The 13,647-nt window shown below is 36.7% G+C and carries 10 protein-coding genes; 4 read left to right on the top strand and 6 right to left on the bottom strand.

The genetic code is table 11. The features are described 5' to 3' along the window. Positions 1-25: 25 nt before the first annotated feature. Entirely contained in the window at positions 26-742 is a 717-nt protein-coding gene (locus tag JML65_RS01795) for a ZIP family metal transporter (RefSeq protein WP_202269725.1), read from the bottom strand. Beyond that, positions 742-1,467: a class I SAM-dependent DNA methyltransferase gene (locus JML65_RS01790; protein ID WP_202269724.1), complete on the bottom strand. Its 726-nt coding sequence runs from the start codon at positions 1,465-1,467 to the stop codon at positions 742-744. Before JML65_RS01790 ends, JML65_RS01795 begins: the two co-directional genes overlap by 1 nt. A gap of 136 nt (positions 1,468-1,603) precedes the next feature. On the opposite strand from JML65_RS01790, the gene JML65_RS01785 reads away from it, so the two are divergent. From JML65_RS01785 to JML65_RS01775, 3 genes are all read left to right on the top strand, one after another. After that, on the top strand, positions 1,604-2,767 hold the full coding sequence (locus tag JML65_RS01785; protein WP_047494230.1) for a class I SAM-dependent RNA methyltransferase: 1,164 nt from the start codon (positions 1,604-1,606) through the stop codon (positions 2,765-2,767). Between the two features lie 646 nt (positions 2,768-3,413). Beyond that, the gene (locus tag JML65_RS01780) at positions 3,414-4,841 is read left to right on the top strand and encodes an endo-beta-N-acetylglucosaminidase H (protein WP_202269723.1); all 1,428 of its coding nucleotides are present in this window, start codon (positions 3,414-3,416) and stop codon (positions 4,839-4,841) included. Positions 4,842-5,102: 261 nt separating this feature from the next. After that, positions 5,103-6,107: a glycosyltransferase gene (locus JML65_RS01775; protein ID WP_202269722.1), complete on the top strand. Its 1,005-nt coding sequence runs from the start codon at positions 5,103-5,105 to the stop codon at positions 6,105-6,107. Between the two features lie 36 nt (positions 6,108-6,143). Here the strand turns inward: JML65_RS01775 and JML65_RS01770 are convergent, their stop codons facing one another. Further along, entirely contained in the window at positions 6,144-7,370 is a 1,227-nt protein-coding gene (locus JML65_RS01770) for an aminotransferase class I/II-fold pyridoxal phosphate-dependent enzyme (protein WP_202269721.1), read from the bottom strand. A 157-nt stretch (positions 7,371-7,527) separates the two neighbouring features. Here JML65_RS01770 and JML65_RS01765 point away from each other — a divergent pair, with 157 nt between their 5' ends. After that, positions 7,528-7,986, top strand: a complete 459-nt coding sequence (locus JML65_RS01765) for an Lrp/AsnC family transcriptional regulator (protein WP_202269720.1) — start codon at positions 7,528-7,530, stop codon at positions 7,984-7,986. A gap of 49 nt (positions 7,987-8,035) precedes the next feature. On the opposite strand, the gene JML65_RS01760 is transcribed toward JML65_RS01765, so the two are convergent. The 3 genes from JML65_RS01760 to JML65_RS01750 form a co-directional block, all read right to left on the bottom strand. Continuing rightward, positions 8,036-9,064, bottom strand: coding sequence for a bestrophin family protein (locus tag JML65_RS01760; protein WP_202269719.1), 1,029 nt, complete (start codon positions 9,062-9,064; stop codon positions 8,036-8,038). 206 nt (positions 9,065-9,270) lie between these two features. After that, positions 9,271-11,343 carry a thiamine pyrophosphate-dependent enzyme gene (locus JML65_RS01755; protein ID WP_202269718.1) on the bottom strand — a complete coding sequence of 691 codons (2,073 nt, stop codon included), beginning with the start codon at positions 11,341-11,343 and terminating at the stop codon, positions 9,271-9,273. A gap of 75 nt (positions 11,344-11,418) precedes the next feature. Beyond that, on the bottom strand, positions 11,419-13,554 hold the full coding sequence (locus JML65_RS01750; protein WP_202269717.1) for a S8 family peptidase: 2,136 nt from the start codon (positions 13,552-13,554) through the stop codon (positions 11,419-11,421). Between the last annotated feature and the right edge of the window lie 93 nt (positions 13,555-13,647).

The raw sequence follows: 13,647 nt of genomic DNA, 5'->3' as shown, positions 1-13,647 counted from the left end.
CTTTTTTATTTTTTTAAAGTATATATTAATGTGGATGCTGGTGGAAGATATGCATAAAAAGCGCCAGTGAAACTCCCAGGACTACCAGTCCTATTTTTACCCAGTCTATATTGTGGTTTTTATTGCTCTCGAAAATAATCACTGAGGAAATATGAAGGAAAATCCCTCCTACGATAGCCAGAAAATAGGGCTGCAGATTTGGGTTGAAATAATTTCCTAATAACATTCCCATAGGTGAAGCGAGTGCAAAAAGAGCGACAATCAGTAAAGAAGGATATGATGATTTACTTTTTGATTCTTCATGCCTGTTGAACAAAAATGCTCCCAGAATAAAAGAGATCGGTAGATTGTGAAATACAATCCCGAGTAGGTAAGGTGACAATTCATGTTCTTCATTGGCAAGAGGGATTCCCTCTATAAAGGCATGAATAAATAGCCCTACCATTAAAGCAACAGGAAGTATATTGTGTTCGCTGTGGTGATGAAAATGTCCGTGTTCAAAACCTTTGGTTAATGCTTCCAGAATCATCTGCAAAAGAACACCTGCAATCACAAATATTCCAAGATTCTTGCTTTCTGATGAGGTGTAAACCTGTGGAAAGACTTCATTCAGGCATATCGTAATCAAAAAACCGGCACTTAAGATCAAGAGATTTTTAGCCAGTTTTTCTTTTTTGCCAAAGTGTTTTCCCAGAAATACTCCTGCAATTACACTTAAAATCAGTAAAAGTACTGTGGTCATTATTTTTTCTTAAATAAATTGATACAACGTGGGGAACTTTCTCTATCAAATTCATTCAGCTGGTAATCTCCCCAGATTTTTATTCTTTCAAACCCACATTCAGAAGCATAGGTGTTGATGGCTTCTAATGTGTGGAGTTTTACTTTTTCAAAGAAATGAAAAGGCTTATCATCTGCTTCAAAACGAATATCTTTAATCACATGTCTGCCTTCTATTTTTTTCAGAATCTTAAAATCAATGTTACCCCTTGTGATTACGGTCTCAGGAACTATATTTTTTCTTACATATTCTTCATTAAGATAATCCAGTACAAAATAACCTCCCGGTTTTAAAGCATTGTATACAGACTGAAAAACTTTTTTATCATCATTTTCATTATCAAAATAGCCAAAACTTGTAAATAAATTGAAAACAGCATCCATAGGGTCTGCATCAATAGGATTTCTCATGTCGTGAACATCAAAAACCAGTGTCTGGTTCTCAAATTGTTTATCAGATTCAATACTCTGTCTGGACAGGTCAAGTCCTAAAACATCATATCCCAGTTTGTTCAGGAAAACGGAGTGTCTTCCCTTGCCGCAAGCAAGATCTATAATTTTTGAATTAGGCGGAAGCTGAAGGTCCGCAGTAAGCTTTGTAATGAAGTTTTCGGCTTCAGTATAGTCTCTGTTGCTATAGAGCAAATGATAATAAGGGGTATCAAACCAAGATTCAAACCATTCCATAATGCAAAAATAACTAAATTTGTGCGGTTAAAAGCAAAGTATTTTACAACATTAAAAGATTGAAAAATTCAATTGATCAATACGTTGGATAGCTAATCTTTTAATTATTAAACCTTTATACTTTTAATTTTTACTTATGGACACAGAAAATATAAAAATTCAGATAAAAACATTCTTCGGACTTGAGCAGATTCTGGCGGAAGAAATCAAGAAATTAGGGGGAAGAAATGTCGAAATTAAAAACAGAGCGGTAAATTGTGAAGGAGATCTTGGTTTTCTTTATAAAGTTAATTACTCAGCAAGAACAGCATTAAAAATCTTAGTGCCGATTCATGAGTTTAAGGCTTTTAACCAGCATCAGTTTTATGACAGGCTTTTTAAATTTCCATGGGAAGACTTTTTGAGTGTTGACCAGTCTTTTGCTATTGATTCAACAGTGAATTCTGAAACATTTAAGCATTCACAGTTTGTGACATTAAAAATGAAGGATGCTATTGTAGATTATTTTCAGGATAAATTCAAGAGACGTCCTAATGTAGAAACAAGAAATCCGGATATTAAATTCCATCTTCATATCGACAGAGAATTGGTGATGATTTCACTGGATTCTTCAGGAGATCCTTTATTTAAGAGAGGATACAGAAGAGAGCAGGGAGAAGCGCCTATTAATGAAGTCCTTGCCAGCGGGATGCTTCAGCTTGCCGGCTGGAATGGGAAAGGTAACTTCCTGGATCCTATGTGTGGTTCGGGAACATTACTGATTGAGGCTGCTATGATTGCACTGGACCTTCCTGCACAGATCTTCAGAAGAGGATTTGCTTTCCAAAACTGGAAAAATTATGATGCTGATCTGTTTTCGAAAATCAAAGAGTTCAGAATTAATAGAGTGAAACAGTTCGATGGAAAGATTGTAGGATATGATATTGATGGCAAAATGCTGAATGCTGCCAAAGCAAATATTGATGCGGCGGAAATGGAAGATGTGATTGAGATCAAAAAACAGAACTTTTTTGATTCCAAGAAAGAACTTTTCCCATTACTGATGGTATTTAACCCTCCTTATGATGAAAGAATCTCTATCAATGACGATGATTTCTACAAAAAAATAGGGGATACCTTTAAAACAAACTATCCGAATACATTAGCTTGGTTAATTTCATCCGATTTGGAAGCTGTTAAAAAAATAGGGCTGCGTCCTTCCAGAAAGATTAAACTTTTCAATGGAAAACTGGAAACCAGATTTTTACAATATGAGATGTATGAAGGAACTAAAAAGATCCACAAACTCGAAAATCAATAAATATTTTATAGACCCTTCCTGTTATGGAAGGGTTTTTGCTTTTAGATATTCAAAATTTTGTTTAACCTTTAAGTTAATCTATGTCCTGGAATATTTTTGATATAATAGGTGTTGTTTTTGATGCGCTGGAGTTGTTGGGAGGTTCGTCGACTTCCAATGAGAAGGGTCATCAACCTCCAAAAAAGTGAAGATCCAAATACAAACTAGAGTGGATAAGTATTGGCCTTGCTTGCATAGGCTTCGTATTATTCTTCTTTGTTATTAAAAACCCGAGACCCGTTCAATATTCTTTACATGTATGGGTTATTACTATTTTAATTGGATTTTTGATTTCATCAGTCTGTTGTTTTGCACTCTATATTCTTGGATTGTTTTATTTCAGAAGCTTATTTTCTATGTTTTTTTTCTGCTGCTGTTTACTTTTTCTTTCAACAGCTTTAGTCATATGTTTATATTTTAATTCCGGTTTGTTTTTTTAATATCATCTTATTTTTTGAAAAAATAAGAATCTGTTGTTTGTTTTGTATTTTTATTTACTATTGTTTATTTTATTTATTTCTTTTTGATAAAATAGTGTATGATTTTGATAATTTATCATTAATGATTTACTGGGTCTTATTTTACATTTGAAATAAACAATTGTATTATGAAAAAAATTAGTTTAGTATCTCTATGTATTTTATTGATGAGCATGTTCTGTATTGTTTCATGTAATTCTGATCGTTTGGAAGATTCAACAACTTCAAAAGGTCAATCTTTATCAGCCAGGGGAGATTTGAATTCCAAAGTTGCTGCTTTTGGAAAGAATCCTCTTTCTGTTATGTATGTTGAGGTGAATAATAATGATATCCGGGAAGTAGGTAAATATAAACTGGCGGATGGAAGGCAGCTTTTTGATGTGGCCATTATTTTTGCTGCCAACATCAACTATAATACTTCTACCCAGAAGGCCTATTTGCATTTTAATGATCAGGTTACCAATGTACTTACTAATAAAAATACCTATATAAAACCTCTGCAGGATAAAGGAATTAAAGTCATGTTATCAATTCTAGGCAACCACCAGGGAGCTGGATTTGCCAATTTTCCGACTCAGGCTGCAGCCCAGGCTTTTGCTCAGGAATTAGCTGATGCTGTGAATACTTATGGCTTGGATGGTATTGACTTTGATGATGAATACGCCAATTATGGGGCTAATGGAACTGCTCAGCCTAATCAGTCTTCATTTGTTTATCTGGTGACTGCCCTTAGGGACCTACTTCCTACAAAGATTATTTCTTTTTACAATATTGGTCCTTCCGCGAGCAATCTTTCTTATAATGGAGTAACGGTTGGATCGAAAGTAGATTATGCCTGGAATCCTTATTACAGTACGTATTCTGCTCCTAATATACCGGGTTTGGATAATGCTCATAAAGGTGCTGCTGCAGTGAATGTAAATCCGGGAACTTCTTCTTTTACAAGTAGTTCTACCGCTACAAACTTTGCACAGAGAACTAAAAATGATGGGTATGGTGTTTTTCTGTATTATGATTTGGGTGCTACCAATATAGCTTCCTATTTCTCGGGTGCTACCAATGTGCTGTATGGACAAAATACGGTGTATGGAGACGGAACAACGCCAATAGGCGGAATTACTTCCGGAGCCACCTATCAGTTGGTTTCTGCAACGAATGGTACTAGTGTATTGGATGTTTTGAATGCAGGGACAACAGACGGAACAAAAGTTCAGCTTTGGGCTTCTAATGGTAATACCGCCCAAAAATGGAAAATTACTGATGTGGGTGGAGGATACTACAAGCTACAGCCGCTTAATGCTCCTACAAAATCTTTAGATGTATCCAATTCAGGTACAGCCAATGGAACTCAGGTACAGATATATACAGATAATGGAACGAATGCTCAAAAATGGAAAATAACATCGCTGGGAAATGATTATTATAGTCTGTCTCCCGCTCATGCACCAGGTGCTAATCTTGATGTTAATAATGGCTCTGCAGCCAATGGAACAAAAATCCAGATTTGGGCAGCCAATACCGGCAATGCCCAAAAATGGAAATTAGTAAAATTATAGTTTCTATTTAAAGAACAGATTTCAAATTGAAATTTGTTCTTTTTTTTGAAAGGATCTTTTATATTTCCATCAATAGTATAGGTTCTCATTTATTTAAAATGTCAATTTAATATATTAAAATCAACAAACGAAGGGAATTACTGTCTCAGGAGCCCGTGATTAAAATGCTGTCTAAAAGCATGATGGTGTTAATTTCGGTGAATACCTGTTAAACTGTTTGTGAATTCCTTCATGAATGGTTAATTTTGAAAAATTTTCAATTTGAAACCTAGTATTTCCATTATTGTTGCTATTTACAACCGAAAAGACGAGCTTTTTGAGTTGCTGACCTCCCTTACCCAACAGACGGATAAAGAGTTTGAAATTATTATTGTGGATGATGGCTCTGTGATAGACCTGAAACCTACGATACATCATTTTGACGAAGTTCTGGATATTAAATATTTCAGAAAGGATAATTCAGGACCGGGATTGACAAGGAATTACGGATCAGCAAGAGCCGCCAATGAATGGTTGGTTTTTGTAGACAGTGACGTAATCGTTGAGAAGGATTACATTGAGCATATTAAAAAAGATATCGTTAGTATTCCTTGTGATGCATTTGGTGGGGCAGATAAAGCGCATAAAGGTTTTAATCTGATGCAGAAAGCTATTTCATATTCTATGACTTCTGTTTTTACAACAGGAGGAATCAGGGGGAGTAAAAAAGCGGTTTCAAAATTTCAGCCCAGAAGTTTTAATATGGGTGTAAAAAAGGCGGTTTTTGAAAAAGTAGGTGGTTTTTCAGAAATGAGAATAGGAGAGGATCCCGATTTGTCAATGACACTTTGGGAAAATGGTTTTACTACAGCCTTTTTTGATGATATTGCGGTGTATCACAAACGAAGAGTGGATTTTGGAAAATTTTCCAAACAGGTCTATCAATTCGGTTGTGCAAGGCCTATTCTTAATCAAAGACATCCTGATTATGTGAAGATCTCTTTTGCTTTTCCCACGTTATTTATGCTGGGATATATAATGGGGTTTCTGGAATATTTTGTGCTGGGAAGAGGGATTATCCTTGCTTTTTATGGGCTGTATACCTTTTTGGTACTTTTCCATGCCTTAGTTCTTACTAAAAATATAAGTATTGCCGGTATGGCAGTTATTTCCACTTATATCCAGATGTTTTCTTACGGCTACGGCTTCCTGAAATCCTGGGTTTTACTGAATATTTTTAAGATGAAACCGGAGGATGCTTTTCCTCATCATTACCATAAAAAATAAAAGCTGCCAAAACCGGCAGCTTTTATAACAATAAATTTAGAGTATAGGAATGTTTTCATGGGTAAGAACACCTACTTTAAGCATGCATTCTTTCATTTTTTGGTATGTTCGTTTTATGTCGTGGTCCAAACCGATGGAGAATCTGATCAGGCCATCAGAAATTCCTATGGAAGCACGCTCTTCTTCCGGAATTTCAGAAGAAGTAGATTTTCCGGAACATGAGAATAAGGTTTTATAAAACCCTAAACTTACAGCCAGATAGCCCAGATTTTCTGTCTGCATCATTTCCATCAGCTCATTGGCTTTTTCCGTAGTTCCGGCATCCAGCGTCAATAGTCCTCCATATCCGTATTCTTCATGAATCATACTTTTCATTAATTCATGGTTTTTATGAGACTCCAACCCCGGATAAGATATTTTCAATCCGTCTTTTTCAAATCTTTCGGCAAGATACATTGCATTGTAGCTGTGCTGTTTCATTCTGATGTGCAGGGTTCTCAGGTTTTTTAAGATGCTGGCAGATCTGAAACTGTCCATAGTAGGACCAAGAAGCATGCAGGCCCCTGAGTTTACATTTTTTGTATCGTTAATGAATTCCTGAGTTCCACAATAGACACCACCTACAGTATCACTGCTTCCATTAATGAACTTCGTTAAACTATGGATCACGATATCCGCACCAAGTGATGTTGGAGAAATGGAAAGAGGTGAAAAAGTATTGTCGACAATCAGTTTTAAATTATGTTTTTTACAGATTTCCGAAAGCTTTCTAAGGTCTGCCACTTCAAGAAGCGGGTTGCTTACACTTTCACAGTAAATGACTTTAGTATTAGGACGTATGGCATTTTCTATAGATTCGAAATTTCCGATATCTACAAAGGATGTTTCAATATGGTAAGGTGGCAGAAAGTTTTTAAGAAACGCATAGGTTCCACCATAAATTGTTCTGCTGGAAATAATATGATCCCCACCTTTGCATACCTGCATCAGAACGGAAGTAATAGCACCCATTCCGGAAGCTGTTACATTGGCAGATTCTGTATTTTCCAATTTGGCAAGTGCCTGAGCCAGATAAAGATTCATTGGAGAGGAGTGTCTTGAATACAGATAACATCCTTCCGCACTTCCTTCAAAAGTATCAAACATTGTTTTTGCGGAAAGGAAAGTATAAGTAGAGCTGTCTGAAATAGAAGGATTCACTCCCCCGAATTCACCAAAATACTGGAGATCCTGTATTTCATTGGCTGCATTGAAATTTTCCATAAGCGTTGTCTTTATTTTATGGAACCAAATTGCATCATTTTCATAATTATTACAACATAAATTTGAATTTATAGAATATAAAACTGCGATTGTTTGTTTATTTAGAAAATATATTTAGTATCTTCGGAGATATTAAATTTTGACCAAAAATTTATCTATGGAACTTGATGAAACTGACAAAAAACTGCTCCTGTTTTTACAGGAAGATTGTAAACAAACTACCAAAGAACTGTCTGGCAAGCTTGGGTTATCTGTAACAGCTATTTATGAGCGTGTGAAAAAGCTGGAAAATGCAGGTGTTATTTCCAAATATGTAGCTTTACTGGACAGGAATAAGATCCACCGGAATTTTATTGTTCTGTGTCATGTAAAATTAACGCAGCACAAAAAGGAATTTGTATTGCAGTTTGAGAAAGAAGTGATGAATCTTGAAGAAGTTACAGAATGTTTTCATGTAAGTGGTGATTACGACTATATTCTCAAGATAGGGGTGAGAGATATAGAAGACTACCGTAGTTTTATGCTGACGAAACTTACGACGCTTCAGCACATCGCAAGTACGCACAGCTCGTTTATGATTTCTGAAGTAAAAAATACCACAGCTATTATTTTGTAAAAGACGGTATATTGATTATCTGTTTTATCTTGTGATCATCAACCATTATTTATACCAGGACTCCATTTTTAGAAGCTATAGGATCCGGAAGATCAGTCTCACCAGTCATTTGAAGCAAGTCTATTTCTATAGTTCTGCATATGGAAAGCATAGGAACATCAAACATAAGCCCGGCAAAAGGGTTTTCAGAATAGTCTCCTACCAGTTCCATAATAATATAGATCCAGCCAATGGTGATACAGAAAGGAATGGAGGTCCAGATGCCCCAGTCTCCCAGTTTGGCAAATTCATTCACTAATCCAAGAGGGAGTAGCATGATAAACAGGATGTTGAAAACAAATGCGGTGCTGGCAAACTGTCTTGGGGAGGGGAATTTCTTGATTCTTTCTGCCTGTCCCTGGAAACCATAGAACTCATTCAAACAGGTTTGTAGTTGCACCTGATTGAAGTCTGTGATAGCATTCATATTTTTTAGCTCATTGATATCCTTGGCTTGCTGAGAGATCAGATAGGTCGCAAAGTTTTTATATTCACTCTTAAGCTCATATTCCTCTTCAGAAAGATATTTATGCAGGAAAATAGGAGCTCTCCCGTAATCCGGAAATCCTGCCTTGATCAGCCTGTTTCTTCTTAAATTGATTCTTCCGAGTTTATTCTCAGTACTGATATGCTCCCATTCCGTAGGGATTAAAAGCTGCTCCCGGAAAGTATATAACCATGCAATATGACGGTAAATAATTCTTTTTTTTCGGTCTTCCAGATCAAACACCCCTATTTCTTCATTTTTAGTATCAAAGGCCTGTACCATGGAAGCAAACGACCGGCTGGAATTCACAATTCCACCCCATATTTTTCTGGCTTCCCAAAGTCTGTCGTAGGCCTGGTTGTTTTTAAATCCAACTAAAAAAGCTTCTGCCGTACCAATGACTGCAACCGGAACCCAGGGAATAGTCATCCATTGCCAATTGAAGAAATAAAACAGGACTGCAATCAGTGTACACCAGATGGAAATTAAGATGAGGTGGGCACCGGATAGATTAAGAACCTGTTTATAATTAACGTATTTTGTAGTGATCATAAAGAAGAATGTGTTTTTGGTGTGCAGACAAAATGAATACCAAACTGCAATAGAGTTTTATTGTAAAGTGTCTGTCAGCAATGATTTTTTAGTTTTTCCTGGTTACAATGGTCTGGGATTTAGATGGATAATCTTTATTAAAAGTAATGAAAAAAAACATAAAAAAAACCTCTAAAAAAAATTAGAGGCTGTTATTTTAGATAAGCTTAATATTGCAGCATTTCTTCGATCTTTTTGGAGAGCTTCTCCGCATTGGGTAGCATTTCCTTTTCCAACACCAGATTGATAGGAACGGCAGGGACATCCAAAGATCCCATCGTTTCTACCGGCGCATCGAGATATTTGAAACAGTTTTTCGAAATACGGTGCGCGAAAGCTTCTGCGAAGGAATTGTTAAGCTGTTCTTCTGTCAGAACAATACATTTTCCGTGAGCTTTTACTCTTTCAAAAACAAGTTCTTCATCCAGTGGGATTAAAGTTCTTAAATCAATAACTTCCACTCTGCCGTTGAAGTTTTTAACAGCTTCTTTAGCCCAGTAAACTCCCATTCCATAGGTAACAACTAGTAAAGTTCTGCCTTTTTCAGTTTCATTTTGATCTGCTTCAATAATTACTTTTCCTTTTCCAAACGGTAGGATGTAATCTTCAGCAGGTTCTATTGTTTTGGCATCTTCAGTTCCCGGAACTTTACTCCAGTATAATCCTTTGTGTTCCAGCATTATTACAGGGTTAGGATCATAATAGGCTGCTTTTAACAGTCCTTTGAAGTCTGCGGCATTGCTTGGGTAGGCTATTTTAATTCCTTTAATATTGGCCAGGATACTTTCAACACTGCCACTGTGATAAGGTCCACCACCTCCATATGCTCCAATAGGAACACGGATAATATTGCTGACAGGGAATTTCCCTCCGCTTAGGTAGCTTGATTTGGAAATTTCGGTGATCAGTTGGTTGATCCCCGGATATATATAATCAGCAAACTGAACTTCTACGATAGGTTTTAATCCTACAGCACTCATTCCTGCTGTAGATCCAATGATATAAGCTTCCTGGATAGCGGTATTGAAAACTCTTTTACTACCGAATTTTTTTCCTAAAGTCACCGTTTCACGGAAAACTCCACCAATTCTTTCTCCCACATCCTGTCCGTAAAGCAACGCTTCAGGGTGTTTCCACATAAGTTCCTGTATAGCATGGATGGCAGCATCTACCATTACGATCTTTTCTCCGTTAGCTGGTTCACGGGTTCCCGCTTCTTCAGTAATAGGAGTAGGGGCGAAGATGTGCTGCATTACGGTTTCCGGTTTTGGATCTTCCGCATTTTTAGCTCTTTCAAAAGCCTCTTCAGCTTCAAGGCGGGCCTTTTTTGTGATTTGTTTTAAATGATCCTCATCAATACCTGCTTCCAGTAATTGTTTTCTAAGGATTTCTCCCGGATCTTTAGCTCTATGTTTTGTTAAGTCTTCTTCGTTTCTGTAAAACTCTCTTCTTACACCGGAAGTGTGGTGACCAATCAGTACCGTTTTTGCACAAACAACCAATGGCTTTCTTTCTGTTCTTACAAAATCCACGGCTTTTTTCATTGCTTCGAAACTCTCTATGAAATCAGTTCCGTCCACTCTCATTCTGCTTAATCCCGTAAATCCTGCGACAAAGTCATAGGCGTCACAGGTTCTTGCTTCCTCCTTTGTAACAGAAATTCCCCATTCGTTATCCTGAACCAGAAATATGATGGGAAGCTGATGTAATGCTGCAAATTGTAATGCTTCACTTACTTCACCTTCTGTTACCGAATTATCACCAAGGCTACAAACTACCACAGGATTATTTTCAAAATGCTGAAGATTAAAGTCCTGAATATATTTTATTCCCTGGGCTACACCGGTTGTAGGAATGGTCTGCATACCGGTAGCAGAACTTTGATGGATGATCTTAGGTTTGTTCTCATCCCTGCTTGATGGGTGAGAATAATAAGATCTGCCTCCTGAAAAAGGATCCTCAGCTTTAGCCAATAATTGAAGCATTAGCTGGTATGGTTCAAAACCTATTCCCAAAAGAATACTTTCATCTCTATAATAAGGGGAAATCCAGTCTTCTTTTTTTAATTGATAGGCAGTTGCTAGCTGAATGGCTTCATGACCTCTTGAGGTGCTGTGTACATATTTACAGACATTTCTGTTTTCTTCGTAAATATCGGCCATTGCTTTAGCCAGCATCATATGATTATACGCTTTAAGTAATATATCCTGAGAAACTTTTTCGTGAAGTGTATTTTCCATAGGAAGCAAATATACATAAAAAAACAAAATACTAACAACTGTTAGTATTTTGCAATAAAATTATGGTCTGATTGATTATTCCTTAATTACTTTTTTAGTTATAACCTCTTGATCGGTTTTTACTTCGACGATATAAATACCTTTTGTATAAGCTGATAAATCAACGGTTTCTTGATCGCTGTTGATGGTGCCGCTTTGTAATTTTTTGCCGGACAAATCATAAATAGTGAAAGTTGATTTTTTAGGAGCTTTTAATACATTAATAATATCTTTTGTAACAGTTGGAGCTATAGCAATACTGTTTAATGCATTGGTCTCTTTTGTTCCTAACACGGAAGAGTACCCAGTTACAATAATGGAAAAGTTTTGAGGAGCATTAGCGCCCACATCATTGATTAGTGTTCCTTTATTTTTTATTTCAATTCTATATTTTCTTCCTGCAGGTGGAGTGTTGATTACTACCTGCTCAACATTGTCTACTTTGTTATCTCCTTTTGTAGCTGGGGTCATTGGGCTGTTAGCATCTAATTTCCATGGCATATATACCGTATTGTTTTCGGTGTCAATAATTCTTAGATCCAAATCATTGACCAATCTGGAAGCTCTGTTGTTATACAGGGGTGTCCATGAAGCATTGTCACTGTCATCAAAATTTGTATATGCCGGGTCTATCCATGAAATAGTAACTTTCAGGGGTTCGCTACCCGATGCGGTTACCGTTCTGGTATTAGTTATTCCACTTGTTAGTGTTTCATTATTGAAAATAACAGAATTGTTAGATTTTCCTACAAGCAGTTCTGCCCCATTTCTAGCATTAATCAGTCCCCATCCGAAATATGGGTCTGGTCCGATATTCCCTGCTTCAAGAGCAGAGTGGACCATTAATGTTTTTGTCGAGGAAGCATTAAGTTCTGCCCCATTGAACAGCTGTTTATTGATTTGCATCCAAAGTCCGATAATACCTGTTACTACTGGTGCAGAATAAGAAGTGCCACTGTCGTATATGTAATCCTCCTGGTTTGTATTTTTTACACTAGCTGAAACAACATCAGTTCCTGTAGCAGTAATATCAGGTTTGATACCCCCGTCATCCCTTGGGCCGGCACTGCTGTAATATGAATGAATAACGTCTGGGATACCGGTGTATCTTTCATTATTGGTGGTGATTAAATCATTGGCACCTACTACAATGATGTTTTTTGCTGCAGCATCCGATAGGCAGTCATATCCTTGTGCACAATTGTTTTGAGGCACTGGATCGGACGTAGTAAACAGGACAGGTAGTCCGTTTTGTTCATAGTATTTGGGAACACCGGGCACTGAACCTGTGCCATAAGAATTACCTGCTGCTTTAACAATGGTAAATGAAGGATTGCTATAAACAATTTTATCAAGATCCCTGTCTCCTGTATAATAGGTTCCTTCTAATGTCCTGCTGCCGATGCTTGGTTTCTCTCCCGCCCAGAACAATACTCGGTTTCCGGGATTATAGGGGTCTTGATTAATAAACCAACCATACTCTTGACCATAGGAATGATTTGAAATTTTGGGCTGTGCTATTAATATTTTTTGATTTAAACTACTCGGCGTTGTATTTCCTGGAAGAACAGAATCTTCGTATGAATAAGAGTCCATTCTTGAGTTTTTTGCAATACCGGCCAGGTTAAGGTTGATGGCGTTTGCTACAACATTTCCACCTTCGTCGAGAAAAGTTTTGGTTAGATTATAAGGTTTAGCTCCTATAAACCCTGATACAGCCGTTGCGTGGAAGTCATATGCTACCCCCGGATTCTCTTTGTTAGTAATCCGGTTAGGTAAATTATTAAATAATTGATGAGTCCCTAAAACACGTCCACCGTCAAAAACTGTATACTTTATATTCTCTCCATTAAATGAACTTGATAAACCGGTAATCTGCCCATTCTGAAGGTAGTCAGCATTTGAATTTTTTGACTGTATGAAGTCTTTGACTCTATAGAAGGTGGGGGCTCCCCCAGGCATAAAACCAGCCAAACTGTTTTTTTGTTTTTTGAGTTCGTCTATTGTTTTTGGATCCTCTTTGTTGTCTTTGAGTTTTTCTATGTAAGCATCAAATTTTTTGCTTTTCTCAGTTCTTTGCTTTTCAAACTCTCTCATTAGAGTCTCATTACTTTTTTGAGCACTGATTAATGAAATAGCTAAAGTGCTGATCGAAATAAAGATTTTTTTCATGACATTGATAGTGTTTTAAATTTGTGTGATGTAAATTTATCAATAAGTTGTTTTGTTTGATTGTTTATTGGTTATTATCATGCTTTTTTAATT

Source organism: Chryseobacterium sp. KMC2, from assembly GCF_016756935.1.
Classification (GTDB): Bacteria; Bacteroidota; Bacteroidia; order Flavobacteriales; family Weeksellaceae; genus Chryseobacterium; species Chryseobacterium rhizosphaerae.
The sequence above is the reverse complement of the archived record's forward strand: the minus strand, read 5'-3'. Positions and strand labels throughout refer to the sequence as shown.